This window comes from Pseudonocardia sp. GCM10023141, from assembly GCF_042653605.1.
Genome location: NZ_JBHSIR010000055.1, coordinates 119,728 through 144,759 on the forward strand (window position 1 = coordinate 119,728; position 25,032 = coordinate 144,759).

The following is a 25,032-nucleotide window of genomic DNA, read 5'->3' on the forward strand; positions in this document are numbered from 1 at the left end:
ATGAGCGGCGAATCCCGGGCCTGGCGTGACGACGGTGTGCGGGTGGTGCCGCCCGAGGCGCTCGACACGAACACGGCGCAGACGCCGGGCATGCACCGCGCGGCCGCGATCACCCACGGCCGGGTCGGTGCGGAGAAGCTGTGGGCGGGCACCGTCACGATCCACCCCGGCGCCCGCACCGGCGCCCACCACCACGGCGAGCTGGAGAGCGTGATCTATGTGGTGCGCGGCCGGGCGCGGATGCGCTGGGGCGAGAACCTGGAGTTCACGGCCGAGGCCGGGCCGGGCGGGTTCATCTACGTGCCGCCCTTCGTGCCCCACCAGGAGATCAACGCGCTCGACGACGAGCCGCTCGAGTGCGTGCTGACCCGCAGCGGGCAGGAGCCGATCGTGGTGAACCTCGACATCGACGGCGTCGCCGATCCCGAGCACGTGCCGTGGGTCGACCCGGGGCATCCCGATCAGCCCGATCAGCCCGATCAACCCGGCGCACCCGCCAGCAGCGGCTCGTAGGCGGGCAGGTCGATCCCGTCGGCCTTGGCGAACACCTTGGCGGCCATGCCACGCAGCGGCCAGCGCGTCATCCAGCGCATCGACGCCTGCGACGACCAGACCATGAAGCGACTGCCGGGAGCGAAGCCCTTGGCCCCCATCGGCGGCAGTTCCTGACCGCTGGCGACGTAGGGCGCCATGATGGCGTCGTAGCGGGGGAACGCGACGCGGTGGTCGCCGCCGGCCGCGGCGAGCTCGCCCGCGAGCACGTAGGCGCCCACGAGCGCCAGGCTCGTGCCGAGCCCGGTGAGGGCACTGGGGCTGTAACCGGCGTCGCCGACCAGCGCGACCCGGCCGCGTGACCAGCGCTCCAGCTTCACCTGGCCGACGGAGTCGAAGGTGAAGTCGGATGCGGTGTGCATGGCCCGCAGCAGCCACGGCACCTTCCAGCCCAGCCCGGCGAACCGTTCCTCCACCAGCCGCCGCTGCGCCGCGAGGTCGCGACGGTCGACCTGCAGCGGTGGGGACCGGAAGCTCAGTGCCGCCTTGGTCTCACCGGGGAGCCTGCCGGGTCGCAGCGACGCGACGCGACCACCCCCGGGCTGCTGCATCTGGAACCAGCCGTCGAGCGTGTCGTCGGCGGGTGCGGTGAACCACGCCATGTAGCAGTCGAGCGGCACGACGTGGTCGGACTCGGGGCCGAACGCCAGGCCGCGCACCACGGAGTGCAGCCCGTCGGCACCGATGACGAGGTCGAACCGGCGCGGCGCCGCCTTCTCGAACGTGACCGTGACGCCGTCGTCGGACTGGGCCAGATCGGTGATCGTGTCGTCGAAGAGGTACTCGGTGGCCTCCCCGTGGCGAGGGCAGAGGGTCGCCGAGTGGAGGATCTCGGCGAGGTCACCGCGCAGCACCTCGATCTCCGAGACGATGCCTTCGCCCCCGAACAGGTCCGACGGCAGTTCGGTGGTGACCCGGCCGCGCCGGTCCAGCATGGCCAGCCCGCGCTGGTCGACGGTGACGGCCCGGACCTGCTCCATGAGCCCCATGCGCTCGACCACGGTGCGGCCGGCGCCGCGCAGGTCGACGGTCTGCCCGCCGGGCCGGGGCGCGGGGGCCCGCTCGACGACGGTGGTGCGGTACCCGTACCGGTGTAGCCAGTACGCAAGGGCCGGACCGGCGATGCTGGCGCCGGAGATGAGGATGTTGAGCTGCTTCATGCCGGTGACAGTACGGCGTACATACGCGGCCGGCAAGGTGCTTGAATGGCTCTCTGAACTGCGTATATGTTGCTCGCTGGTGCGCTAGTGCACCGGGAGGGGCCACTGGCTGCGGTGACGAGTGGGCGCTAGGGTTCGGGCATGCAGGTGCACTAGTACACGGGAGGCTGGGATGGGTGGTGCGGAGGCGGCGCCGTACACGCGGATCGTCGCGGAGATCCGGCGCCGGATCACCGTGGGGGAGCTGTCGGCGGGGGAGCGCGTGCCGTCCACCCGCGAGCTGACCCGCGAGTGGGGTGTCGCGATGGCCACGGCGACCAAGGCGCTCACCGTGCTGCGGCTGGAGGGACTCGTGCGCGCGGTGCCCGGCGTCGGCACGGTCGTCGCTGCGGCCGTGCCGGTCGAGCCGGTGGCGACGCGACCGGCGATGCGCCCGCGGTCGGGGACCGAGGCGGCGCTCTCGCCGGAGTCGATCGTGGCCGCCGCGGTCGCGATCGCCGACGCCGAGGGCATCGCCGCCGTCTCGATGCGCCGCGTGGCCGCCGACCTCGGCGTCGCCACGATGTCGCTCTACCGCCACGTCTCCGACAAGGACGACCTGGTGCTGCAGATGCAGGACCGGGTGATGCTCGAGAACCCGTTCCCCGCCGAACCACCTGCGGGCTGGCGGGCGCGGTTGGAGCTGGCAGCCCGGATGTTCTGGGGCACCTGCCGCCGCCACCCGTGGCTCGCCGGGCAGGTGGCGCTCACCCGGCCGCAGGCCACCCGGGGCGGGCTGGCCTTCTCGGAGTGGATGCTCGCGGCGCTCGGCGATCTGGGCCTCGACATGCCGACGGTCCTCAACACCTACATCCTGCTGTTCACCTACGTGCGCGGTACCGCCATCAACCTGGAGTACGAGGCCGACGCCGAGGCCGCCACCGGGCTCAACAGCGACGAGTGGATGGACACCCAGCTCGCCTCGCTGCGGGCGATCCTGAGCGGGGGCGGCTTCCCGTGGATGGAGCGGGTCACCACGATCGACTTCGACCTGGACCTCGACGCGCTGTTCGAGACCGGGCTGGGCTACCTGCTGGACGGCCTGGCCGCCCGGATCGCCGCGGCCGCGGGTTGAAGCTCCTATGTCAATGAATGATTGACGCCACCAACTGGTCGATCCATCGATGACGGGGGACGACCGGCCGGAACGACGAAACGGCGGGCACCCCAGGTGTCCGGGGTGCCCGCCGTCGGCAGAGCGGGGGAGAGGACCAGCTAGCTGCGCAGCATGCCGCGCAGCACGTACTGCAGGATCCCGCCGTTGCGGTAGTAGTCGGCCTCGCCGGGGGTGTCGATGCGCACGACCGCGTCGAACTCGACGGTGCTGCCGTCGGCCTTGGTGGCGGTGACGGCGACGGTGCGCGGGGTGGAGCCGTCGTTGAGCGCGGTGATGCCCGCGAAGTCGAACGTCTCCGTGCCGTCGAGGTGCAGGGACTTCGCCGTCTCGCCCGCCGGGAACTGCAGCGGGATGACGCCCATGCCGATCAGGTTGGACCGGTGGATGCGCTCGAAGGACTCCACGATCACGGCCTTGACGCCCAGCAGTGCCGTGCCCTTGGCCGCCCAGTCGCGGGAGCTGCCCGAGCCGTACTCCTTGCCGCCCAGCACCACGAGCGGCGTGCCCGCGGCGGCGTAGTTCTGCGCGGCGTCGTAGATGAACGACTGCGGGGCGTCGTCCTGGGTGAAGTCGCGGGTGTAGCCGCCCGAGACGTCGTCGAGCAGCTGGTTCTTGAGCCGGATGTTCGCGAACGTGCCGCGGATCATGACCTCGTGGTTGCCGCGGCGCGAGCCGAAGGAGTTGTAGTCCTTCTTCTCGATGCCGTGCTCGTCGAGGTACTGGGCGGCCGGGGTGCCCGCCTTGATCGCGCCGGCGGGGGAGATGTGATCGGTGGTGACCGAGTCGCCCAGCAGCGCCAGCACGCGGGCCCCGGAGATGTCGACGACCGGCGACGGCTCGGGGTCCATGCCCTCGAAGTACGGGGGCTTGCGAACGTAGGTGGACTCCGGGTCCCACGCGAAGGTCTTGCCCTCGGGGGTGGGGAGCGACTTCCACCGCTCGTCGCCCGCGAAGACGTCGGCGTAGTCCTTGGTGAACATCTCCTGGCTGATCGAGTTGTCGATCGTGTCCTGGACGTCCTTGGCCGACGGCCAGATGTCGCGCAGGAAGACCTCGGTGCCGTCAGTGTCGGTGCCGAGCGGCTGGTGCTCGAAGTCGAAGTCCATCGTGCCTGCCAGCGCGTAGGCGATCACCAGCGGCGGCGAGGCCAGGTAGTTCATCTTGATGTCGGGGTTGATCCGGCCCTCGAAGTTGCGGTTGCCCGACAGCACCGAGACGACCGACAGGTCGGCCTCGTTGATGGCCGCGGAGATCTCGTCCGACAGCGGGCCCGAGTTGCCGATGCACGTGGTGCAGCCGTAGCCGACGAGGTGGTAGCCCAGCTTCTCGAGGTAGGGCCAGAGGCCGGCCTTCTCGTAGTAGTCGGTGACGACCTTCGAGCCCGGCGCCATGGACGTCTTGACCCACGGCTTGACCGCCAGGCCGCGGTCGACGGCGTTCTTGGCCAGCAGCGCCGCGCCGAGCATCACCGACGGGTTGGACGTGTTGGTGCAGCTCGTGATCGACGCGATGACGACGGCGCCGTGGTCGAGCACGAACTCCCCGCGCGACTCCGACACGACCGTGGTCGGCTTGGTGGGGCGGCCCTCGCAGCCCTCGGCGGCGGAGAAGACGACCGGCTTCGCGTCGGCGTCCTCGCCCGAGTGCGCCGGGGCGTCGCTGGCCGGGAAGGACTCGTCGTTCGACTCGTCGACCCCGGGCGGGGTGACCGCGCCCGCGACGGCGGGCGACACCCCTTCGGTGTCGTCGGTGTAGTCGTGCACCGACTTGCGGAACGCCGACTTGGCGTCGGTGAGCTCGATGCGGTCCTGCGGGCGCTTCGGGCCGGCGATCGACGGGACGACCGTGCCCAGGTCCAGCTCGAGGGTCTCGGAGAAGACCGGCTCGCGGGAGGCGTCGTGCCAGAGGCCCTGCTCCTTGGCGTAGGCCTCGGTGAGCGCGAGCTGCTCGGGGGAGCGCCCGGTGAGCTTCATGTAGCGGATGGTCTCGTCGTCGATCGGGAAGATCGCGGCAGTGGAGCCGAACTCGGGGCTCATGTTGCCGATGGTGGCGCGGTTGGCCAGCGGCACGGCGCTCACACCCTCGCCGTAGAACTCCACGAACTTGCCGACCACGCCCTGGCGCCGCAGCATCTCGGTGATCGTCAGCACGACGTCGGTGGCGGTGGCGCCCGCCGGGATCTCGCCGGTGAGCTTGAAGCCCACCACCTTCGGGATCAGCATGGAGACGGGCTGGCCGAGCATGGCCGCCTCGGCCTCGATGCCGCCGACGCCCCAGCCGAGCACGCCCAGACCGTTGACCATCGTGGTGTGGGAGTCGGTGCCGACCAGCGTGTCCGGGTAGGCCTGCAACGAGGAGCCGCCTCCGGCGGTAGGCACGTTGCGGGTCATCACCACCCGCGCGAGGTGCTCGATGTTGACCTGGTGCACGATGCCGGTGCCCGGCGGCACGACCTTGAACTCGTCGAACGCGCCCTGGCCCCAGCGCAGGAACTGGTAGCGCTCCTTGTTGCGGCTGTACTCGAAGTCGACGTTGCGCTCGAAGGCGTCCGGGGTGCCGAAGACGTCGATGATCACCGAGTGGTCGATGACGAGCTCGGCCGGTGCCAGCGGGTTGACCTTGGTGGGGTCGCCGCCGAGCTCGGTGACGGCCTCGCGCATGGTGGCGAGGTCGACGACGCAGGGCACGCCGGTGAAGTCCTGCATGATCACGCGGGCCGGCGTGAACTGGATCTCGGTGTCCGGCTCGGCGGCCGGGTCCCACGCGGCGAGCGCGCGGACGTGGTCGGCGGTGACGTTGGCACCGTCCTCGGTGCGCAGCAGGTTCTCCAGGAGGACCTTCAGGCTGAACGGCAGCCGGTCGGCGCCGTCGACGGCGGCGAGTCGGAAGATCTCGTACTCGGCGCCGCCGGCCTGGATCGTCCCTTTCGCTCCGAAGCTGTCGATGCTTGCCACGGTCGTGACCTCCTGGGCGGTGGTGGGCGCGTCAGTTGATGTTGCGAGTCTCGCGCACCGGCGCTCTCGCGACGCCGCGGACCCTCTGGCCCAAACAGTACGCGCGTCCTGTTAGCGCGTCGAGGTGGGGTGCCCCACGTCGGGGTGCCCGGAGCGCGCGGATCCGAGGTACTCCGTGTGGGTGAAACCGGCGGCGTCGCTGCGTGTGGCAACCCGGTGACCCGCGGCGGCGATGGCACGGTGCGGAACGCTCGCAACGATCATGTGCCGAGGTGGAGGTTCCGTGCGGCGGTCCGGGCGCGTTCTCGCGTTGGTCGTGCTGCTCGCCGTGCTGGGCGGGAACGGCACCGCGTTCGCCCAGCCGCCGACGCCGCCGCCCAACCCGAGCAACGACGATCTGAAGAGCAGCAGCGACGCGGTCAGCAAGACGGCAGGCGAGGTCGGCCTGCTCACGACGCAGCTGGCCGACCTCGACAGCCGCACCGACGACCTGCAGGCCGCGCTCGCGGGCCAGCGCGAGTCGGCCGAGGGTGCGCTCGTCGCGCTGCAGTCCGCCCGGGACGCCGCGGCACAGGCGGCGAAGCAGGCCGACGACGCCCGGATCGAGACCGACGCGGCGTCGGGCGCGATCGACCAGGCCCGGATGCGTCTCGACGAGTTCGTCACGGCCACGTACCAGCAGGGGATCGACACCGGACCGCTCGGCCTGCTCACCGAGGCGACCAGCCCGGACGACCTGGTGGCGCGCTCGGAGTTCAACGACCTCATCGTCCGCAGCCAGGTGGCGGCGCAGGACGCGCTCGAGCGGGCGCGCGTCGACAAGGCCAATGCCGACTCCGCTGCCCGCGCAGCGCTCGATGCGGCCCGGGACCGTCAGCAGCAGGCCCAGAGCGCGAAGGCGGCCGCGGACTCCGCGGTGGCCGCTGCCGATGCCGCCGCACAGGCGCAGGCCAAGGCGCTGGCCGACGTCGCCGCCCAGCGCGCGCAGGTGCAGGGCCGGCTCGACGCGGCCGTCGCATCGGACGCGGGGCTGCGCGACCAGCGGGCCCGCTACGACACCTGGCAGCGCCAGCAGGCGGCCGAGCAGGCCGCGCGGGAACGCGCCGCACGTGACGCGGCGAACGCGCGGGCAGCAGCCGCAGCGGCGGCCGCGTCAGCGCCGCGGATCGGCAACGCGCCGGCCCCGGCCCGGGGTGGCGGCGACGCCGTCCAGCGGGTGATGGACCGGGCGATGTCGCAGCTCGGCGTCCAGTACGTGTGGGGCGGGGGCAACGGGCGCGGCGCGAGCACGGGGATCCCCGACGGCCTCGGCTCCCCGCTCAACCGCATCGGCTTCGACTGCTCGGGCCTGATGCTCTACGCGTTCGGCGCAGCCGGAATCGCGCTGCCGCGGGTGGCGGAGAACCAGTACAACGCGGGCCGCCACGTCCCGATCTCGGACCTGCGGCCCGGTGACATGGTCTTCTACCAGAACCCGGGCGAGCCGATCCACCACGTGGCCATGTTCATCGGCAACGGCCAGATGCTGGAGGCGCCCTACACCGGGGCGAACGTCCGCATCACCCCGCTGCGCACCAAGGGACTCGTGTCGCAGGCGACGCGGATGTTCTGATCGGGGCCCGGCCCCGGGCCTCTCGTTGTTCGTGCCGGGTGGTCGAGCGCGCACTGGCTCATGATCGAACCGGAACCGGTGGGCGTTGATCACTCGCCCGGCGCGGCGGGCTCTCGCAACGGGGCCGGCGCGGGGGCCTGCCGCCCCCGATCACCTACTCCCCCGATGTCATCGAATCATTGACGCCTCCATCCCGACAACCGTTCGTTGACCGGCGAACGCCGGCCTCGACCCAGGGGAGCGGCTCACCGCCGTCTCACGGGCGCTGCGGTGAGATGGGGACGTGAGCGTCCAGGAGTCCGTACCCAGCCCGGCCCGAGAAGGCGAGCGGCTCGAGCGCGTCGTCTTCGAGATCAAGCGCGTGATCGTCGGCCAGGACCGGCTCGTCGAGCGGATGCTCGTCGGCCTGCTGGCCAAGGGGCATCTGCTGCTCGAGGGCGTGCCGGGCGTCGCGAAGACGCTGGCCGTCGAGACGGTCGCCAAGGTCGTCGGCGGCACGTTCGCGCGCCTGCAGTTCACGCCCGACCTGGTGCCTGCCGACATCCTCGGCACGCGGATCTACCGGCAGGGTCGTGAGGAGTTCGACGTCGAGCTGGGCCCGGTGGTGGCCAACTTCGTGCTCGCCGACGAGATCAACCGCGCGCCTGCCAAGGTGCAGTCGGCGATGCTCGAGGTGATGGCCGAGCGGCACCTGTCGATCGGGGGCAAGACGTTCCCGATGCCCAACCCGTTCCTCGTGCTGGCCACGCAGAACCCGATCGAGAACGAGGGCGTCTACCCGCTGCCCGAGGCGCAGCGCGACCGCTTCCTCTTCAAGATCATCGTGGAGTACCCGAACGTCGAGGAGGAGCGGGAGATCGTCTACCGGATGGGCGCCGAGCCGCCCGTCGCCACGCAGGTGATCGATCCCGACGAGCTGGTGCGGCTGCAGAAGGTCGCCTCCACCGTCTTCGTCCACCACGCGCTCGTCGACTACGTGGTGCGTCTCGTCGTCGCCACCCGCACGCCCGCGGAGCACGGCCTGGCCGACATCGCCGGGTGGGTGTCCTACGGCGCCTCACCGCGCGCGACGCTCGGGATCGTGGCCGCGTCGCGGGCGCTGGCGCTGGTCCGGGGCCGCGACTACGTGCTGCCCCAGGACGTGCTCGACGTCGCCCCCGACGTGCTGCGCCACCGGCTGGTGCTGTCCTACGACGCCATCGCCGACGCCGTCCCGATGGATCACATCATCTCGCGGGTACTGGCCACGGTGCCGTTGCCGCAGGTCAGCGCGCGCCCGCAGGCCGGCCCGCAGCAGTTCAGCGCGGCAGGTGCGCCGGCGTGAGCAGCGCTCCCGGCGCGGCGGTCGCGGCATCGCGACGGCCCGCCACGGCGCCACCGTCGTTCAAGGACGGGCGCATGGAGGCCGCGCTGCGCACCCTGGAGCTCACGGTCCGCGGCCGCCTCGACGGGCTCCTGCAGGGCAACCACCTGGGTCTCGTACCGGGCCCCGGCAGCGAGCCGGGGGAGGCGCGGGCCTACCAGCCCGGCGACGACGTCCGGCGGATGGACTGGGCGGCCACGGCCCGCACCACCGAGCCGCACGTGCGCGACACCGTTGCCGACCGCGAGCTGGAGACGTGGGTGGTGGTCGACCTGTCGGCCAGCCTCGACTTCGGCACCGCGTCGTGCGAGAAGCGTGACCTCGCCATCGCCGCACTCGCGGCCGTCACCCACCTCACCCGGGGCGGCGGCAACCGGATCGGCGTGCTCGCGGCCAACGGCGAGCGCATGCTGCGGGTGCCGGCCACCGGCGGGCTCGCCCACGCGCGCGGCCTGATCCGCAAGGTCGCCGAGATGCCGCGCGCCCCGATCGGCACCCGCGGTGATCTCGCCGCGGCCGTCGAGCAGCTGCGCCGCCCACCCCGGCGGCGCGGGCTGGCCGTGGTGATCTCCGACTTCCTGGGCGATCCCGACTGGGAACGCCCGCTGCGCGCGCTCTCGGCACGCCACGAGCTGCTGGCCGTCGAGGTGCTGGACCCCCGCGAGCTGGAGCTCCCCGACGTCGGCACGGTCGTGCTGGCCGACCCGGAGACCGGACGCCAGCGCGAGGTCGTCACCACCCCGCTGCTGTGCCGGGAGTTCGCGGCCGCCGCCGCGGAGCACCGGGAGCTGGTGGCCGCCACGCTGCGCCGCTGCGGTGCCGCTCACCTGACGTTGCGCACCGACTCCGACTGGATCGCCGACGTCGTGCGCTTCGCGCTCGGCCGCAAGCGGCTGTGGTCGGGGGGAGGGCGGTGAACGTGCTGTTCTCGGAGCCGTGGTGGTTGCTGCTGCTCATCGTGGTGGCGGTGCTGGCCGCGGCCTACGTCGTGCTGCTGCGCAGGCGCCGCCGCGACACGGTGGCGTTCACCAACCTGGAGCTGCTCGACCGCATCGCCCCGAAGCGCCCCGGCTGGTACCGCCACATCCCGGCGGCCGCGCTGATCGGTGCGCTCGCGGTGCTGACGATCGCGCTGGCCGGCCCGCAGGCCGAGGCGAAGGTGCCGCGCAACCGCGCCACAGTGATGCTCGTGATCGATGTGTCGCTGTCGATGAAGGCCACCGACGTGGTGCCGAGCAGGCTGGCGGCGGCGCAGGCCGCAGCCAAGTCGTTCGCCGACCAGCTCACGCCCGGTGTCAACCTCGGGCTGGTGTCGTTCGCCGGTACCGCAGCGGTGCTGCAGCCGCCCACTGCCGACCGGGAGGCGATCAAGCGCGCCGTCGACGGGCTGAAGCTCTCGGAGTCCACGGCCACCGGCGAGGCGATCTTCGCGGCGATGCAGTCGATCGAGTCGTTCTCCCAGTCGATCGCGGGTGCGTCGGCCGACGGCCCGCCGCCCGCGCGCATCGTGCTGATGAGCGACGGCAAGCAGACGGTCCCGGGCCCGGACGGCGAGGACGAGCCGCGCGGCTCCTTCACCGCGGCGAAGGCCGCCGCGGCGATGAAGCTGCCCGTGTCCACGATCTCCTTCGGCACGGCGTACGGCTCCGTGGAGATCAACCCGGGTGAGCGCACGCCGGTGGCGGTCGACGACGCGTCGCTGCGCCGGATCGCGGAGCTCTCCGGCGGGCAGTTCTTCTCCGCAGCCACCGAGCAGGAGCTGCGGCAGGTCTACGCGCAGCTCGGCGAGCAGATCGGGTACGAGACGCGCCGGGTCGACACCAGCCGCCCGTGGCTGGCCGGTGGGGCGCTGCTGCTGATCGGCGGCGTCGGATCGGGCATCGCGATGGGGCGCAGGCTCCCGTAGCCAGGCTCCGTCGGCGGCCCGGTAACCGATCTTCACCCGATGACACTTCGAGGTTCCGCAACGCGTCCGACGTGGGGCGGAGCGGCTGGCTATGATCCGCCGGTGTTGAGCGTGCGGGGGCTGACCAAGATCTATTCGGGGCGGACGGTGGTCGACGACGTCTCGTTTGATCTCCAGCCCGGCACCGTCACGGCCTTCCTGGGGCCCAACGGCGCCGGGAAGTCCACGACGATGCGGATGATCACCGGGCTGACGCCGCCCACGCGGGGTGGGAGCTGGATCGCGGGCAAGCCCTACCGGGAGTGGGCCAATCCCGGGCACATCGCCGGTGTGCTCCTCGACGCCTCGGCGGTGCACCCCGGCCGGGCCGGTGGGGCGCAGCTGCGCAACACCGCCGCCCTGATGGGGGTGCCCGCGGCGCGGGCCGACGAGCTGATGGTGCAGCTGGGTCTCGGGGACGCGATCCGCAAGAAGGTGGGCAAGTACAGCCTTGGGATGCGCCAGCGGCTGGGGCTGGCGCAGGCGCTGTTGGCCAACCCGCCGCTGCTGATGCTCGACGAGCCCATCAACGGCCTCGACCCGGTCGGGATCCGGGCGGTACGGGAGCTGCTGCGCGGGCACGCCGGGCGCGGCGGCACCGTGTTGCTGTCGAGTCACGTCCTGTCGGAGGTCGACCAGACCGCCGACCGGATCCTCATGATCGGCCATGGGCGGATCGTCGCCGACGGGCCCATCCGCGAGCTGCTCGCGTCCAACCGGGCGCTGGTGCGGGGCCCGGACATGCAGGCTCTCGCCGACGCGTTGATGCGGGCAGGCGTGCGCATCGAGCCCGGCCCGGAGGGGCAGATACTGGCCGACGCGACCAGCGGGCAGGTCTCCGACATCGTGTTCGCGGCGGGTGTCCGCGTCACCGGCATCACCGACCATCAGCAGGACCTCGAGGAGATGTTCTTCAGGTTGTCCGGGAGCGCGCGATGACCCACCCGCAGGGCCCCCGGCCCGCATGGCCGGCGCCCCCGAACCCGCAGGGCGGGTACCCGCAGCAGGCGCCTGCTCCCGGTCCGGTCTGGCCACGACCCGGGCCCCCGCAGGGAATGCAACAGCGGCAGTTCGCCCCACCCGCGTACGCCCCACCGCCGCCGTCCCCGGCGATGCCCCCGGTGCCGGCCGGACCGCAGGGCGGGTTCGAGGCGGCCTCCCGGCGCACGGGGTTCCCGACGCTCGTGCTGGTGGAGCTGCGCAAGCTGACGGGCACCCTGTCGGACCGGATCCTGCTGATCCTCGCCCCGCTGGTGGTCATCGGCATCACGGTGCTGGTGCAGACCGGGTCGAAGTACGCGTCCTCGCACGCGTCGGCCGCTGATCAGATCAGCCCGACGTTCTACGCCGTGCGCGCCGGGCACGTGCTGTTCCACGCGGCGCTGATCAAGCTGATCGCGGGCGAGTGGCAGCACCGCAGCGCGCAGTCGACGTTGCTGGCGCAGCCGTCGCGGCGGCGCTACTTCCTGGCGCAGGGCGCGGTGGTGCTGGTGCTGTGGTTCCTCGGTGCCGCGCTGCAGATCCTGATCACGTTCCTCATCGCACCGGGCGCCACCACCGGCGTCGGGGCCACGTACCTGCTGGGATACCGCGTGGGCTGGGTCATCGGGGTCAGCGTGCTGGGCACGTTGCTGACGATCCTGGTGGCGCTGACCGTGGCGATGCTCGTGCCCAACGCCGCCGGTGCGCTCGCGGTCTACGGCATCAGCGTGCCGGTGATGATGACGATCAGCGGCCTGGCTCCGCAGGTGTTCACCTGGCTCGATCCGTCGACGCCCACCGCGGCGCTGGCGACGTTGGCCCCGATCGGGGGGCCGGCACCGGTGATCGTGTCGCTGCTGCTGTGGGCGGCTCTGCTCGCGCTCGCCGGGTACCGGGTGTCGCGGCGCGACCTGGCCTGAGGGCTCGAGCCGCCCGGGCGGGTCAGGCGGTGGCGAGCGACCCGCCGCGGGGGTCGACGGCCTCGATGAGGTCACCCGCGATCTTCTCGACGACGGGGCAGTTCTCGTCCATGAACTTCTGGGTGCCCTCGTGGTCGATCTCGTAGCCGGTGTTGCCCGGGTTCAGCTCGGGATAGGTGTTGGCGAACTTCTCGGGCAGGATGCCGCGGAACTGCAGCGCCGTGGGCGAACCGGTGTCGACCGTGAGGAAGCAGCCGGGCTGGCCACCGTAGAAGTCGATCGTCTCGACGGCGTAGTAGCGGCCGGCGAAGATGAGCCTGCGGTGATACGTCGAGGCGCCCTTGCCGTCCCAGAGCAGCGGGAAGTAGCGCGGCTCGGAGGGGTTCGGGGGACTCTTGGGCTCGAGCCAGACCTGCTCGAGCTCGGGGTTGCCCGAGATCGCGACCATGCACCCGGCGGGCCCGGCCAGCGACTTGATGTCGGTGGCCTTGCGGCCCGAAACCGCGGCGAGCACCGGTGCCGTGATCTGCTTGCAGGAGTTCGTGAACGGGAACGGCCGGTCGGTGGACTTGAGCGCGTCGTACGCGATGGCGTCGGCGGGCAGGGCCGGGGCGGGGCTCGCCGGCGCCGGTCCCGGCGGCGAGGAGCAACCTGCCACGAGCGCCGCCGTGGTCACGAGCAGCGCGGCGGCCCCGCGAACGGTGATCTTCACGACCCCAGTCCACCATGTGCCGCCCGCGCGCCTGCACGAGACCTGGGCAACGAGACGTCGCGCGTGCCCATCGACACACGTGTCCGGGTCCGGCTCCGCGTGGCAGCGGCGCCGGCGTGCCCTAGGGTGGCGTCCCGTGGGCCGCAGCGTGCTGGTGACCGGAGGCAACAGAGGTATCGGGTTGGCGATCGCGAAAGCGTTCGCGGCCCAGGGCGATCAGGTGGCGGTGACGCACCGCAGCCCCGTCGACGATCTACCGGGGGAGTTGCTCCCGGTGCAGTGCGACGTCACCGACGCCGCCGCCGTCGACGCCGCCTTCACCGAGGTCGAGGACAAGCACGGGCCGGTGCAGGTGCTCGTGTCCAACGCCGGCATCACCGACGACGGTCTGCTGATGCGGATGAGCGAGGAGTCGTTCACCCGCGTCGTCGACGCCAACCTCACGGCCGCCTACCGCGTCGCGAAGCGCGCGTCGCGCGGGATGCTGAAGGCCCGCGGCGGCCGGATGATCTTCGTGTCGTCGGTGGTCGGGCTGCTCGGCTCGGCCGGTCAGGTCAACTACGCGGCGTCCAAGGCGGGGCTGGTCGGCCTCGCGCGTTCCGTCGCGAGGGAGCTGGGCTCGCGCGGCATCACCGCCAACGTCGTCGCGCCCGGCTTCGTCGACACCGACATGACCCGTGCGCTGCCCGACGCGCGCCGCGCGGAGATCCTCAAGCAGGTCCCGCTGGGCCGCTACGCGAGCACCGACGAGATCGCCTCCGCGGTCACCTGGCTCGGATCCGACGCTGCCGGCTACGTCACCGGGGCCGTGATCCCCGTCGACGGCGGCCTCGGCATGGGTCACTGATCCCGCTCCCTTCCTCCACCACGAAAGGCCTCCACCCATGGGACTGCTCGAGGGCAAGCGCCTGCTCATCACGGGCGTGATCACCGATGCGTCGCTCGCGTTCCACGCGGCCAAGGTCGCGCAGGAGCAGGGCGCCGAGGTCGTCCTCACCGGCTACGGTCGGATGCGGTTGGTGGAGCGGATCGCGCAGCGGCTGCCCAAGCCAGCCCCGGTCGTCGAGCTGGACGTCGCCGACCAGGCGCAGCTCGACTCGCTCGTCGAGCGCGTGTCGCCGCACCTGGGGGAGAACCCGGGGCTGGACGGCATCCTGCACTCCATCGGCTTCGCCCCGGCGTCGTGCCTCGGAGAGGGGGCGTTCCTCAACGCGCCGTGGGAGGACGTGGCCACCACGATCCAGGTGGGCGCGTACTCGTTCAAGTCGCTGGCGATGGCCCTGCTGCCGCTGATGAGCCCGGGTGGCTCGATCGTCGGCATGGACTTCGACAACCGGCAGGCCTGGCCTGCCTACGACTGGATGGGCGTGGCGAAGTCGACGCTCGAGTCGGTCAGCCGCTACCTGGCCCGTGACCTCGGCCCGAAGGGCATCCGGGTCAACCTGGTGGCCGCGGGTCCGGTCAAGACGATGGCCGCCAAGTCGATCCCCGGCTTCGCCGCGTTCGAGGACGCCTGGGACGACCGCGCGCCGCTGGGCTGGGACGTCACCGACCCGGTGCCGGTCGCCAAGACCATCTGCGCGGTGCTGTCGGACTGGCTGCCGGTCACCACCGGCTCCATGATCATGGCCGACGGCGGGTTCCACGCGATCGGCGTCTGAGCTCAGAGCGTGCGGCCGTAGCAGACCGAGATCGCGGACCCGAGGTACGCGCCGAAGTTCTCGATCCGCCGGTAGCCCTCGCGCTCGTAGAAGCGGATGGCGTCGGGCTGGGCCGTGCCCGTCTCGAGCACCAGCTCGGTGACGCCGAGCGTGCGGGCGGCGTCCTCCAGCGCGCGCAGCACCGCTGTCGCCACCCCGGTGCCACGGGCGGTGGGGGCGACGTACATGCGCTTGATCTCCGCCTTGCACTTCCGGTCAGCGCAGCCGGCGTCGAGCAGGCGCAGGCCGCCGCAGCCCAGTGCGGTGCCGCTGCCGTCGCGCGCGACGAGGAAGGTGGCGACGTCGGCCGCGGTCGGTGCGGATCCGGGCTCGTGGTCGTCGCAGCCGTAGCGGGCGTCGAGCTCGACGCGCTGGGCGGTGCGCAGCGCGGCGCCGTCGGGGGCGTCCCAGCTCTCGGAGCGGATGGTGACGGTGTCCTGCATGGGGCTCCCTCGTTCTCGTAGCGATCGTTACCGTAACAGTTGCTACGGTGTCGGGATGGCACGCACCCGGGACCTCGACGAGCAGCAGTCCCGGCTGTCCGCGGCCACCTGGGCGGTGCTTGCCGAGCACGGCGTGCGCGGGCTGACGCTGCGCGCGGTGGCCGAGCGCGCGGGCTGCACCACCGGGCTGGTGCTGCACGCCTTCCCCGGCAAGCAGGCGCTGCTGGCACACGCCCGCCAGCTGTTGCACGACCGCACCCGGGCCCGCGCCGACGCCGTCGAGGCTTCAGGGGCGCCTCCGCTGCAGGTGCTGCGCGAGGTGCTGGCCCATGCCGCGTCGCTCACCCCGCAGGCGCGCGACGAGGCCCGGATCTGGGTGAGCTTCCTCGCCGAGGGGCTCTCCGACGCGGCGTTGGGCCGCCAGCACGTGGGCCACAACCGCGCGTTCCTCGACCGCATCGCGCGGCTCGTCGCCGCCTGCCGCCCCGAGTGGGACGCGGCGGCGTGCCGGGCCGAGGCGACCTCGCTGGTCGCGCTCGTGGAAGGGCTCAACACCCTTGCCGCGCTGGACCCCGAAAGCTACGACGAACAGGCCCAGCACGCCGCGCTCGATGGCGCTCTCGCCCGCGTCGGCGCGTCCGACCCGCTGGGTGTCTAATCGGCATCGTGCATGTCGACGCCCTGCTGGTGCTCTCCTTCGGCGGTCCGGAAGGGCCTGGCGAGGTCCGTCCGTTCCTCGAGAACGTCACCCGCGGACGCGGCATCCCGCCGGAGCGACTCGACGCGGTGGAGGAGCACTACCAGCACTTCGGGGGCGTCAGCCCGATCAACGCGCGCAACCGGGAGCTGATCGCCGCGGTCGAGGCCCGCACGGACCTGCCGGTCTACTTCGGCAACCGCAACTGGCACCCGATGGTCGAGGACGCCGTGGCCGACATGGCCCGTGACGGCGTCGGGCGCGCTGTCGTGTTCGCCACCAGTGCCTATGGCGGCTACTCGGCGTGCCGGCAGTACCACGAGGACATCGCGCGGGCCCGCAAGGCCGTCGGTGAGGCCGCACCGGAGCTGCTGAAGCTGCGCCACTTCTTCGACCACCCCGCGTTCGTCGCCGCCAACGCCGACGCCGTGCGTGCCGCGCTGGGCGAGATCGAGGGCCCCGCCCGGCTGGTGTTCACCGCCCACTCCGTGCCCGACTCGGCCGACGCCACGGCCGGTCCGCCCGCCGAGGGCGGGCACCGCTACTCGCGCCAGATCGCGGAGGCTGCGCGCCTGGTCGCCGAGGCCGTCGGGGTGGCCGACTACGACGTCGTCTGGCAGTCGCGCTCGGGCCCACCGCAGGTGCCGTGGCTCGAACCCGATGTGCTCGACCACCTGCGGGTGCTGCATGCCGGGGGTGTCCCCGCGGTGGTGCTCGCTCCGGTCGGGTTCGTCTCCGACCACGTCGAGGTGGTGTGGGACCTCGACACGGAGGCGCGCGAGCTCGCCGCGGAGCTCGGTATGGGCTTCGCGCGCGCCGCCACGGCCGGCCCGGATCCGCGGTTCGCCGACATGGTCGTCGAGCTGATCGCCGAGCACACCACCGGCGCCCACGCCCGGTCGCTGGGCACCGTCGCGGCCGGTGGCTGCACGGTCAACGGGGAGCTGTGCGCCGCGCGGTGCTGCGAGCCCCCCGCGCGCCCCACCGCGCGTGCGTAGGCTCCGTCGATGTTCGACAACCTGGATCGGGGCGACGTGCCGGGGCTGGTCGCGCTGGGGTTCACCGACTACCCCGCCGACCCGGATCGGGCCCGCCCGGCCCGGGGGGTGACCGGCGGGGCCGTCGGCAGCGGGTGAGGTGCAAGCCCGACGCGAAGGTGGCGTGCCAACGGAGGACCCATCCGGTACCGCACTCGACGCCCGCGCCGGCCGCGTTGCGGGAAGGCCACCTTGCCACCTTCCTGCAACGCGAGATCCCGGCGCCGGTCGAGTGATCAACGCCCACACGTTCCGGTTGGATCATGAGCCAGCGCGCGCTCGGCGGCGAGCGTGGTGAATCGCACCCCACGGCCCCACGCGCAGCCACTCCGGCACCTCGATGTCACGAACGAAGCCTGTGCGCGGGGCCGGTGCCGCTCAGCCCGGCTCCGGTGCCGCCACGATCGCTTCTGCCACCAGGTCGGCGGCAGTGGTGTCGCGCGTGCGCCTGCCACGGTCGTAGTGCTGGGTGGTGGCGATCGTCGCGTGCCCGACGTCGGCCTGCACGTGCTGGATGCGCGCATCCTGCTCCAGCGCGATCGTGACGTACGCGTGGCGCAGCGCGTGCGGGTGCACGCGGTCGGCGAGCCCGTCCAGGGCGGGCCCCGCACCGGCCGCGATCCTCCGCAGCAGCGAGTACAGGTCCACCCGCGAGCAGCGACCCCCGCCGCGGGTCGCGATCATCGGGGAACCGCCCGCCGCCGTGCGCCCCCGTCGCGCGGGTGCGGCTGTCCCGCCGACGCGGTCCCGCTCGGCCAGGTAGGCGTCCAGCGCGTCGCGGGCCAGTGCGGTGACGTACACCTCACGATGCACACCGCCCTTGCCGAGCACCCGCAGGACGTCCTCGCCGCCGCTGCGGAGCAGGTCGGCGCGGTCGAGGCCGACGAGCTCGGAGATCCGCAGCCCCAAGGTCAGCAGCCCGACGAACGCGACGGCGCGCAGCGCGTAGAGCCGCGCCACCTGCGGGTCGCGCGAGTAGTGCAGCCGCGCCGCCCCCACCAGCAACGCCTTGAGCTGGGCCGCTGTCAGCCGGACCGTCGGGGAGGCGTCGCGGGCGCTCGTGGACAGGCCCAGCCGGGCCCGGTTGAGCGCCGCCGGGTTCGCCGGCACGACCCCGGCCTCGGTGAGGTGCCCGTAGAGCGCCGAGAGCGTGGACAGCATCCGCTGGCGGGTCCGGCGTTGCGCGCCGCCGGCGTCGAGCAGGTGCAGCCAGGCCTTGACGTCGGTGCCGGTGGCGGCCCGCGGGTCCATGCCGCGCCCGGCGCACCAGCGAAACCACGCCAGCGCGTGCAGGGGGCCCGCGGCTGCCGCGGGAGGGCGCTGCGGCGAGGTCGGGGTCGCGACGGCGGCACCCAGCGCGTCGGCCCAGGCGATCGGTAGCCCGAGCGCGTAGGCGTAGGTCCGGCGGGTGCCGGGGTTGGCGTACTGGCCGAGCCAGTCGGCGATCTGGGCCCGCAGCACGTCCGGATCGGCGACACCGGGCCACTCGTCACCGCCGAGCGCCACCGCGCCGCCGGCCGGCAGCGACTCCAGTACGGCGAGCGCGTCGGCGGACATGCCCCGAGCATCGCAGCCACACCGCGGATGGAAGTCAGGACGCGCCGACATCCCGGTGCTGGGACTGCACCAGCGCCTCACCCGTGGCCGAGCGGTAGTACAGCACCGAGCGTCCGGAGCGGCGTCGTTCGACGAGGTGGGCATCGAGGAGCACCTTGAAGCGCCGCCCGACCGAACCGAGGCCCTGCCCGGTCAGCGCGACGAGCTGCGTGGTGCTCTTGGGGTCGCCCAGCACCACGCCGCGGGTGCATTCCTGCTCGCAGTGCCCTACCTCGTCTTCGCGGTCGACCCGCCACTGCCCGTGGCGCTGGTCGCGGTGGCGGTGGCCTCGGGTACGCGGCGACGCTGCTGCTCCAGGACCGGCTGATGGCGCTGACCCCTGACGAGCTCACGGGCACGCGCTGGGGCTGCACTCCGCCGGGATGCTCGGCCTGCAGGGCGTCGGGGCGCTGCTCGCGGGGGCCGCGCGCAGTGGCTCGGGGCGGCACCGGCGATGGCCGTGCTCGCCGGGGGGTCGATCGCCGTGAGCCTGCTGCTCGCGCCGGCGCTGAGCACCCAACGAAACACAGGTTTCGTTGGTGATCAGAACAGTATGAGAAACGCCTAACTGGTTTCACAGTTTGAATACGACGAACTGTTAGCGTTCACTCATGATCGACGAGGCCACCCGCTGCGGGTACAGCAAGTGCCGGACCGAGCTGCCGGCTCCGGGACCGCAGGGCGGCAGGCGGCGCACGTTCTGCCGCGACACGCGCTGGGAGGGCGGTCGGACCTGCGCGCAGATGGCCAAGGGGGAACGCGACGCCCTCGACGCGTTGGGACTCGGCTCCGGCCGGGCCGCGTTCGGCCTGGACGCCGACCGGCTGCGCGAGCACGTCGACGCGGTGCGCGTGCCGGTGCAGGCGCTGGCGGCGGAGCTCGTCGCCGTCACGGCGCGCCTCGACGAGGTGCAGCACGACGCCGTCGCGGCCGTGGAGGTGGCCAACGAGCGGGTCGCGGCGGCCGAGCGCTCCCGGCTCGCCGCCGAGAGCGAACGTGACGAGGCCGTGGCGCGGGCCCGGCAGAGCGCGACGGCGGCCGAGCGGGCGGCGAAGGAGCGCGGCGAGGCCGTCGAGCGGGCGGGAGCGGCCGCCCGGCAGGCGCTGGAGGCCACCGAGGCGCTCGGTGCCGCCCGGCAGCGAGCCGACGCGGCGGTCGTCGCCGAGCAGGCCGCGCTGACCAGGTCCGATGCGGCCGAGCGGGACCGGGCGGCGGCGGTGTTGCGTGCCGAGCGGGCCGAGACGGAACGCGCCGCGGCGCTCGTCCGGGATCAGGAGCGGCAGGTCGAGTTGGACGCGCTGCGTGCGGATCGGGACGCGGCCCGCACGGCGGTCGCCCTCGTCGCAGCCGAACGGGACGCCGCCCGCAGCGCCGCCGCGGCGGCCACGGCTCGGGCCGAAGCGCTGGCGGGGGAGGTCGAGGCCCGGCGGGCCACCCACGACGCCCTCGACCGCGACCTGCGAGCGGCCCGGGAGCGGGCCGACCGCGAGGCGGCGCTGCGCCGTCGGGGGGAGGAGGAGCTGCAGCGCCAGCGTGACGAGCTCGACCGGGTCCGAGCGGAGGCGGCGCAGGCCCGCTCGCTCGCGCTGACCCCCGACGACCTCCGCACGGCACTGGCCGCGGTGCTGGCCGGATCACGCACGCCACCGGCCTGACCGCGGTCACGCTGCGTGGTCTCGCGCCACCCTCCGGGGCGGTCACCGGGAGTACCGAGGCTGCCACGAACCTGTCATAACGAACTAGCCGGCGGGGAAGAACTCCACACCCGCCACGTACTCCATCGCTGCGGTCCACCTCGGGTCGGCGAAGCGTCGGGCGAGCTCGTCGGCGTCGACCTCCTCGACGCGGGTCTGGATCCACCACAGGTTCCCGAAGGGATCGCGGACGCGCCCGACCCGATCGCCGAAGGCGAGGTGCGTGACCGCGGTGACCGACGTCCCGCCCGCGGCGACGGCCCGCCGGTGCGTGGCGTCCGCGTCGGGCACGTAGAGGCGCAGGAACTGGGGCGTGGCCGGCCAGTGCGGGCGGGCGTCGAAGAGCATCACGACCGCGTCGCCGATGCGGACCTCGGCGTGCCCGATGGCACCGTCGGCGACGACCACCCGGCCGAGCTCGACCGCGTCGAAGGCGGCGGTCAGGTAGTCGATCACGGCTGCGGTGTCGGGGGAGATGATCCACGGGGTCACGGTGGTGTAGCCCTCGGGAATGCCGTTGGTCGTCATGCCGGCAACGGTAGGAGCCGTATAGGTCTGTTTCGGTCCTAGTAGTGCGCCATCCTGGGACCATGACCGACACCGCGGCCCGCCTGCTGGCGCTGCTGACGTTGCTGCAGCTGCCGCGCGAATGGCCGGGCAGCGAGCTGGCCCGCAGGCTCGACGTCACCCCGCGCACCATCCGCCGCGACGTCGACCGCCTCCGCGAGCTCGGCTACCCGGTGGCGGCCACCCGCGGGTCCGACGGCGGGTACCGGCTGGTGGCCGGCACGGCGATGCCCCCGCTGCTGCTCGACGACGAGGAGGCCGTCGCCATCGCGGTGGGTCTGCGCACGGCCGCCACGCAGGCCGTCACCGGCATCGACGAGGCATCGGTCCGCGCGCTCGCGAAGCTGGAGCAGGTGCTGCCGTCCCGGTTGCGTCGCCGGGTCGGCGTGCTGGGCGCCGCGGTCGTGCCCGTGCCGGGTACGGCCCCGCCCGTCGACCCGGCCCACCTCACGCTGCTGTCGACGGCCATCGCCAACCGGGAACGCGCACGCCTGCGCTACCGCTCCCACGGCGGGGTCCCATCGCGCCGCCATGTGGAGCCGCACCGGCTGGTCGTGATCGGGCGGCGCTGGTACCTCGTCGCGTTCGACCTCGACCGCGAGGACTGGCGCACGTTCCGCATGGACCGCGTCACCGAGCCGGTCACCACCGGTGCCCGCAGCACGGTGGCCGACCTCCCCGATGCTGCCGAGCACCTGCTGGCGTCGCTGTACCGCTCGGCCCCGACCTGCATCGCCGACGTCACCCTGCACGCGCCGGCCGCGGCGATCACGGGCCGGTTCGGGGACACCCCCGCCGACGTCGAGATCGTGGACGAGCGCACCTGCCGGGTCCGCCGCCACACCGACACCCCGGACTGGATCGCGTCGCGGCTGATCGGCCTGGGCTGTGACTTCATCGTTCACGGGCCCCCGGAACTGCTGACCCACCTGCGCACGTTGTCCGAACGGGTCGCCCGTGCGGTGACCGCATCCTGACGTCCCCCGTCGCACCGGTTGTCGCTCGCACGCTTGTGACCGGCCGATTTCGGGTAGACCTCACCCGACGTAGGGGGTTCCCCTGATGGCCGGACCGACCGATCAAGGACATGATCGCCATATGACGAACTCGATCGCCTGGCGGCGCTTCGTGCCCGATCCGACGCATCTCGCCGCTGCCGGCTTCGGGATCGCCGGGGCGATCCTCGTCGCGTTGGACCTGCAACGCCCGGTCTGGGCGGTCACGAACACGATCAGCTCGTACGCCACCAGCCCGGTGGGGGTGCTCTACGTGATCGCGCTGCTCGCGGCGGCGGGCGGGGTGCTGGCCGCCGTGCTCGCCTCCGGGCGCTCGGTCACGCGGTTGCGCCCCGGTGGCCTGATGCTGATGGTGTTGTGGCCGATCGGCATCGCGATGGGCACGGTGTTCGACCAGGCGGAGAACACCTGGACGGGCATGGTGCACAACGTCGCGGTGGGCGCGGCGCTCGTCGCGGTCCACGTCGTCGCCGTCCGGATGGGGTCGCGGCTGCTGACGTGGGTCGCCGCGGCCGGGTTCGGGTGCATGGCGTGGATGGTGGCGCTGCTCGTGCTGCACACCACCACGGGTGCACCGATGCCGATCGGGCTGGCCGAGCGCGCGCTCGTCACGATCAGCGTGCTGGTGGTCATCGGCACGTTCCGGGTGCACGGACGGCTACCGCGCCCGTCGATCGGCCGGGGTGTTCCGTTCGTCCGTACCGTCCCTGACGTGCAGTTCTCGTCGCGGGCACGCGCCCGCGCGGAGGGCTAGTCTCGATGGCGTGGCCGACTGGGACGGGCGGGGACTTCCACCGGTAGCGGCCGAGCGGGCGCGCCGAGCCGCCGCGGGCGGCGCCTGGACGTCGTTGCTGTCCGCGCCGGCCGCCGCGGGGCTCGAGGCCGCCGGTTTCGACCCCGTCGGTGAGGTCATGGGTTCGATGGTGCAGCGCATCGGGTGGGCCGGTTACCGCGGCTGCGGTGTCTACGGCATCGGCGGCGGCTACGGTGTGCAGCCCACCTCGTTCACCGGGTTCGCCCCCTACGCCGATGCCCTCAACCGCGGCTACACCACGGCGATGGACCGGATGCTGCAGGAGGCGTCGACGATCGGCGCCGACGGTGTCGTCGGGGTCCGGCTCACCACCACGCGCATGGACAACAACGCCCGCGAGTTCACCGCGCTGGGCACCGCTGTCCGGGCGCGCAGCGCCACGCGCCCGCTGCGGGTCTTCAGCACCGACCTGCCGGGCCAGGACGTCGCGAAGCTCGTGGCGGCCGGCTGGATCCCCACCGACCTCGTGTTCGGGCTGTCGGTGGCCATCCGCCACGACGACTGGGCCACGCGCCAGCAGTCGTCGTGGGCGGCCGGCAACACCGAGGTCAGCGGCTACACCGAGCTGATCACGCACACCCGGGCCGACGCGCGGGCCCGGTTCGGGCGCCACGTCCGTGCCACCGGTGCCGACGGGGCCGTCGTGTCGTCGATGGACCTGCAGACCTGGTCGATCGAACCGGGTGAGAACCACCGTGACCACGTCGCGGAGGCGTCGGTGTTCGGTACCGCGCTGGCGCGCTTCCACGCCCCGGCGGCGGCGCCCACGCGCACCCTCACCTTCCTGTCCCTGAAGTGAGCCTTGACGTGATCAGGAGTTGCTCGTGACCGCCGATTCCACGCAGCTGGGCATCCCCGAGGACGCGATGCGTCGCCTCGCGGAGATGCGACCGGGGCAGGCCACGAGCCTGTTCACCTCTGATCTGTCGGTCAACGAGTTCCTGCTCGTCCGCGAGGCCGGGTTCCGGCCGCTGGGGCTCGTGCTCGGGTCGAGCATCTACCACGTCGGGTTCCAGTTCGGCCGCTGGAACAAGAACCAGGAGCTCACCACGCTCTCGCAGGCGATGTACCACGCCCGCGAGCTCGCGATGACCCGGATGGAGGCCGAGGCCGACCAGCTCGGCGCCGACGGCATCGTCGGGGTGCGGCTGGAGATCGAGTTCAAGGAGTTCGGCTCCGACCTCGCCGAGTTCATCGCCGTCGGCACCGCGGTCAAGGCCGACGAGCCGCGCACCCCCGAGGGCGGGTCGTGGCGCAACAACCGCAACCAGCCCTTCACCTCGGACCTGTCCGGGCAGGACTTCTGGACGCTCATCCAGGCCGGGTACGCCCCGCTGGGCATGGTGATGGGCACCTGCGTCTACCACATCGCGCACCAGCGGTTCTGGCAGGCGATGAACAACATCGGGCAGAACGTGGAGCTGCCGCAGTTCACCGAGGCCCTCTACGACGCCCGCGAGCTGGCGATGAGCCGGATGCAGACCGAGGCCGAGCAACTGCACGCCGAGGGCATCGTCGGGGTGCAACTGCTCTCCCACGCCCACCGCTGGGGCGGGCACACCACCGAGTTCTTCGCGATCGGCACCGCCGTGCACCCGTTGCGCCCTGACCACCGCATCCCCACCCCACAGCTCGTGCTGCCGCTCACCGACTGACAGGCTGGCCGCATGAGCATGGAAGCCAGCGGTCCGGACTCCAGCGGCTTGGGCCCGATGGGCGACGTCCACCTGCTCGCGGCGACGTTGCGCGCCGATCGGGCCGACGTCGAGTCCTACGCGCGCGTGCTGTCGGGCACGCTGGCCGACTCGCTGCCGGCCGGGATGGTGGAGGCCACCTACAAGCGGGGGCTGGCCGACCGGATGGCCGGGCGCGAGGGTCGTGCCGTGGCGCTGGTGGTGCACGGCCACGAGCGGGAGCTTGAGCTGACCGAGGGTGCCCGCGGCGGGGTCGAGGCGCAGGTGCGCACCGTGGTGCGGGGCATCGTGATCAGCAGGCGCAGCGTGGCCGTCGAGGAGTGGCTCCAGGCGCTGGCCGAGGACCTGACCCGCATCGCCGCCCGCGACGCGGCAGCCCGGGCAGCGCTGGACCGGCTGCTCGGCAGCTGACCACCCGC

26 protein-coding genes are annotated in these 25,032 nt (G+C 72.7%); 19 read left to right on the top strand and 7 right to left on the bottom strand.

Translation table 11 applies throughout. The annotated features are described in order from the left end of the window. The gene (locus ACFPFQ_RS29600) at positions 1–513 is read left to right on the top strand and encodes a cupin domain-containing protein (RefSeq protein ID WP_379624661.1); all 513 of its coding nucleotides are present in this window, start codon (positions 1–3) and stop codon (positions 511–513) included. Here ACFPFQ_RS29600 and ACFPFQ_RS29605 read toward each other — a convergent pair. Continuing rightward, positions 480–1,712: an FAD-dependent monooxygenase gene (locus tag ACFPFQ_RS29605; RefSeq protein WP_379624663.1), complete on the bottom strand. Its 1,233-nt coding sequence runs from the start codon at positions 1,710–1,712 to the stop codon at positions 480–482. The two genes, ACFPFQ_RS29600 and ACFPFQ_RS29605, sit on opposite strands and share 34 nt — an antisense overlap. Positions 1,713–1,884: 172 nt before the next feature. On the opposite strand from ACFPFQ_RS29605, the gene ACFPFQ_RS29610 reads away from it, so the two are divergent. Next, a complete protein-coding gene (locus ACFPFQ_RS29610) occupies positions 1,885–2,826 on the top strand; it encodes a TetR/AcrR family transcriptional regulator C-terminal domain-containing protein (protein WP_379624665.1) in 942 nt (313 codons plus the stop codon). 140 nt (positions 2,827–2,966) lie between these two features. Here the strand turns inward: ACFPFQ_RS29610 and ACFPFQ_RS29615 are convergent, their stop codons facing one another. Further along, a complete protein-coding gene (locus ACFPFQ_RS29615; protein ID WP_379624667.1) occupies positions 2,967–5,822 on the bottom strand; it encodes an aconitate hydratase in 2,856 nt (951 codons plus the stop codon). 283 nt (positions 5,823–6,105) lie between these two features. Here ACFPFQ_RS29615 and ACFPFQ_RS29620 point away from each other — a divergent pair, with 283 nt between their 5' ends. From ACFPFQ_RS29620 to ACFPFQ_RS29645, 6 genes are all read left to right on the top strand, one after another. Next, on the top strand, positions 6,106–7,434 hold the full coding sequence (locus ACFPFQ_RS29620) for an NlpC/P60 family protein (RefSeq protein ID WP_379624668.1): 1,329 nt from the start codon (positions 6,106–6,108) through the stop codon (positions 7,432–7,434). 283 nt (positions 7,435–7,717) lie between these two features. Further along, positions 7,718–8,758, top strand: coding sequence for an AAA family ATPase (locus tag ACFPFQ_RS29625; RefSeq protein ID WP_379624670.1), 1,041 nt, complete (start codon positions 7,718–7,720; stop codon positions 8,756–8,758). A gap of 74 nt (positions 8,759–8,832) precedes the next feature. After that, positions 8,833–9,714, top strand: a complete 882-nt coding sequence (locus ACFPFQ_RS29630; RefSeq protein ID WP_379625471.1) for a DUF58 domain-containing protein — start codon at positions 8,833–8,835, stop codon at positions 9,712–9,714. 2 nt (positions 9,715–9,716) lie between these two features. Beyond that, positions 9,717–10,703: a VWA domain-containing protein gene (locus ACFPFQ_RS29635; protein ID WP_379625472.1), complete on the top strand. Its 987-nt coding sequence runs from the start codon at positions 9,717–9,719 to the stop codon at positions 10,701–10,703. A gap of 102 nt (positions 10,704–10,805) precedes the next feature. After that, the gene (locus tag ACFPFQ_RS29640; protein ID WP_379624672.1) at positions 10,806–11,681 is read left to right on the top strand and encodes an ABC transporter ATP-binding protein; all 876 of its coding nucleotides are present in this window, start codon (positions 10,806–10,808) and stop codon (positions 11,679–11,681) included. After that, positions 11,678–12,643, top strand: a complete 966-nt coding sequence (locus tag ACFPFQ_RS29645; RefSeq protein WP_379624674.1) for a hypothetical protein — start codon at positions 11,678–11,680, stop codon at positions 12,641–12,643. Before ACFPFQ_RS29640 ends, ACFPFQ_RS29645 begins: the two co-directional genes overlap by 4 nt. 22 nt (positions 12,644–12,665) lie before the next feature. On the opposite strand, the gene ACFPFQ_RS29650 is transcribed toward ACFPFQ_RS29645, so the two are convergent. Beyond that, positions 12,666–13,355: a hypothetical protein gene (locus ACFPFQ_RS29650; RefSeq protein WP_379624676.1), complete on the bottom strand. Its 690-nt coding sequence runs from the start codon at positions 13,353–13,355 to the stop codon at positions 12,666–12,668. Between the two features lie 136 nt (positions 13,356–13,491). On the opposite strand from ACFPFQ_RS29650, the gene fabG reads away from it, so the two are divergent. Both fabG and fabI read left to right on the top strand, forming a co-directional pair. Beyond that, positions 13,492–14,202 (top strand): 3-oxoacyl-ACP reductase FabG, encoded by a 711-nt coding sequence (gene fabG, locus ACFPFQ_RS29655; RefSeq protein WP_379624678.1) that lies wholly within the window; start codon positions 13,492–13,494, stop codon positions 14,200–14,202. Positions 14,203–14,239: 37 nt separating this feature from the next. Next, positions 14,240–15,016, top strand: a complete 777-nt coding sequence (gene fabI / locus ACFPFQ_RS29660) for an enoyl-ACP reductase FabI (protein WP_379624680.1) — start codon at positions 14,240–14,242, stop codon at positions 15,014–15,016. Positions 15,017–15,018: 2 nt separating this feature from the next. Here fabI and ACFPFQ_RS29665 read toward each other — a convergent pair whose 3' ends face one another. After that, complete coding sequence (locus tag ACFPFQ_RS29665) at positions 15,019–15,498, bottom strand: GNAT family N-acetyltransferase (RefSeq protein WP_379624682.1); 480 nt, start codon at positions 15,496–15,498, stop codon at positions 15,019–15,021. A gap of 55 nt (positions 15,499–15,553) precedes the next feature. Between ACFPFQ_RS29665 and ACFPFQ_RS29670 the strand changes: the two genes are divergently transcribed. The 3 genes from ACFPFQ_RS29670 to ACFPFQ_RS29680 are packed head-to-tail and all read left to right on the top strand — an operon-like array spanning position 15,554 to position 17,331. After that, a complete protein-coding gene (locus ACFPFQ_RS29670; RefSeq protein ID WP_379624684.1) occupies positions 15,554–16,156 on the top strand; it encodes a TetR/AcrR family transcriptional regulator in 603 nt (200 codons plus the stop codon). 8 nt (positions 16,157–16,164) lie between these two features. After that, the gene (locus ACFPFQ_RS29675) at positions 16,165–17,193 is read left to right on the top strand and encodes a ferrochelatase (RefSeq protein WP_379624686.1); all 1,029 of its coding nucleotides are present in this window, start codon (positions 16,165–16,167) and stop codon (positions 17,191–17,193) included. Positions 17,194–17,202: 9 nt separating this feature from the next. Further along, complete coding sequence (locus tag ACFPFQ_RS29680; RefSeq protein ID WP_379624688.1) at positions 17,203–17,331, top strand: hypothetical protein; 129 nt, start codon at positions 17,203–17,205, stop codon at positions 17,329–17,331. 279 nt (positions 17,332–17,610) lie between these two features. Here ACFPFQ_RS29680 and ACFPFQ_RS29685 read toward each other — a convergent pair whose 3' ends face one another. Both ACFPFQ_RS29685 and ACFPFQ_RS29690 read right to left on the bottom strand, forming a co-directional pair. Further along, the gene (locus ACFPFQ_RS29685; protein ID WP_379624690.1) at positions 17,611–18,789 is read right to left on the bottom strand and encodes a tyrosine-type recombinase/integrase; all 1,179 of its coding nucleotides are present in this window, start codon (positions 18,787–18,789) and stop codon (positions 17,611–17,613) included. A gap of 34 nt (positions 18,790–18,823) precedes the next feature. Beyond that, positions 18,824–19,027 (bottom strand): hypothetical protein, encoded by a 204-nt coding sequence (locus tag ACFPFQ_RS29690; RefSeq protein ID WP_379624692.1) that lies wholly within the window; start codon positions 19,025–19,027, stop codon positions 18,824–18,826. Positions 19,028–19,439: 412 nt separating this feature from the next. Here ACFPFQ_RS29690 and ACFPFQ_RS29695 point away from each other — a divergent pair, with 412 nt between their 5' ends. Then, positions 19,440–20,483 carry a response regulator receiver protein gene (locus tag ACFPFQ_RS29695; protein ID WP_379624694.1) on the top strand — a complete coding sequence of 348 codons (1,044 nt, stop codon included), beginning with the start codon at positions 19,440–19,442 and terminating at the stop codon, positions 20,481–20,483. Between the two features lie 84 nt (positions 20,484–20,567). Here the strand turns inward: ACFPFQ_RS29695 and ACFPFQ_RS29700 are convergent, their stop codons facing one another. Then, positions 20,568–21,050, bottom strand: coding sequence for a VOC family protein (locus ACFPFQ_RS29700; protein WP_379624696.1), 483 nt, complete (start codon positions 21,048–21,050; stop codon positions 20,568–20,570). A gap of 62 nt (positions 21,051–21,112) precedes the next feature. Between ACFPFQ_RS29700 and ACFPFQ_RS29705 the strand changes: the two genes are divergently transcribed. The 5 genes from ACFPFQ_RS29705 to ACFPFQ_RS29725 all read left to right on the top strand — a co-directional run bounded on the left by ACFPFQ_RS29705 (position 21,113) and on the right by ACFPFQ_RS29725 (position 25,024). After that, positions 21,113–22,066, top strand: coding sequence for a helix-turn-helix transcriptional regulator (locus ACFPFQ_RS29705; RefSeq protein WP_379624698.1), 954 nt, complete (start codon positions 21,113–21,115; stop codon positions 22,064–22,066). Between the two features lie 121 nt (positions 22,067–22,187). Next, positions 22,188–22,859, top strand: a complete 672-nt coding sequence (locus tag ACFPFQ_RS29710; protein WP_379624700.1) for a hypothetical protein — start codon at positions 22,188–22,190, stop codon at positions 22,857–22,859. Between the two features lie 10 nt (positions 22,860–22,869). Then, the gene (locus tag ACFPFQ_RS29715; protein ID WP_379624702.1) at positions 22,870–23,718 is read left to right on the top strand and encodes a heavy metal-binding domain-containing protein; all 849 of its coding nucleotides are present in this window, start codon (positions 22,870–22,872) and stop codon (positions 23,716–23,718) included. Between the two features lie 25 nt (positions 23,719–23,743). Beyond that, a complete protein-coding gene (locus ACFPFQ_RS29720; RefSeq protein ID WP_379624704.1) occupies positions 23,744–24,574 on the top strand; it encodes a heavy metal-binding domain-containing protein in 831 nt (276 codons plus the stop codon). Between the two features lie 12 nt (positions 24,575–24,586). Then, positions 24,587–25,024, top strand: coding sequence for a hypothetical protein (locus ACFPFQ_RS29725; RefSeq protein ID WP_379624706.1), 438 nt, complete (start codon positions 24,587–24,589; stop codon positions 25,022–25,024). The last annotated feature ends 8 nt before the right edge of the window (positions 25,025–25,032 follow it).

Coding starts and splice junctions, on each gene's coding strand:
- fabI (WP_379624680.1), top strand. CDS start 14,240: ATGGGACTGCTCGAGGGCAAGCGCCTGCTCATCACGGGCGTGATCACC.
- ACFPFQ_RS29725 (WP_379624706.1), top strand. CDS start 24,587: ATGAGCATGGAAGCCAGCGGTCCGGACTCCAGCGGCTTGGGCCCGATG.
- ACFPFQ_RS29630 (WP_379625471.1), top strand. CDS start 8,833: ATGGAGGCCGCGCTGCGCACCCTGGAGCTCACGGTCCGCGGCCGCCTC.
- ACFPFQ_RS29665 (WP_379624682.1), bottom strand. CDS start 15,498: ATGCAGGACACCGTCACCATCCGCTCCGAGAGCTGGGACGCCCCCGAC.
- ACFPFQ_RS29695 (WP_379624694.1), top strand. CDS start 19,440: ATGATCGACGAGGCCACCCGCTGCGGGTACAGCAAGTGCCGGACCGAG.
- ACFPFQ_RS29710 (WP_379624700.1), top strand. CDS start 22,188: ATGACGAACTCGATCGCCTGGCGGCGCTTCGTGCCCGATCCGACGCAT.
- ACFPFQ_RS29600 (WP_379624661.1), top strand. CDS start 1: ATGAGCGGCGAATCCCGGGCCTGGCGTGACGACGGTGTGCGGGTGGTG.
- ACFPFQ_RS29680 (WP_379624688.1), top strand. CDS start 17,203: ATGTTCGACAACCTGGATCGGGGCGACGTGCCGGGGCTGGTCGCGCTG.
- ACFPFQ_RS29700 (WP_379624696.1), bottom strand. CDS start 21,050: ATGACGACCAACGGCATTCCCGAGGGCTACACCACCGTGACCCCGTGG.
- ACFPFQ_RS29610 (WP_379624665.1), top strand. CDS start 1,885: ATGGGTGGTGCGGAGGCGGCGCCGTACACGCGGATCGTCGCGGAGATC.
- ACFPFQ_RS29645 (WP_379624674.1), top strand. CDS start 11,678: ATGACCCACCCGCAGGGCCCCCGGCCCGCATGGCCGGCGCCCCCGAAC.
- ACFPFQ_RS29705 (WP_379624698.1), top strand. CDS start 21,113: ATGACCGACACCGCGGCCCGCCTGCTGGCGCTGCTGACGTTGCTGCAG.
- ACFPFQ_RS29670 (WP_379624684.1), top strand. CDS start 15,554: ATGGCACGCACCCGGGACCTCGACGAGCAGCAGTCCCGGCTGTCCGCG.
- ACFPFQ_RS29605 (WP_379624663.1), bottom strand. CDS start 1,712: ATGAAGCAGCTCAACATCCTCATCTCCGGCGCCAGCATCGCCGGTCCG.
- ACFPFQ_RS29685 (WP_379624690.1), bottom strand. CDS start 18,789: ATGTCCGCCGACGCGCTCGCCGTACTGGAGTCGCTGCCGGCCGGCGGC.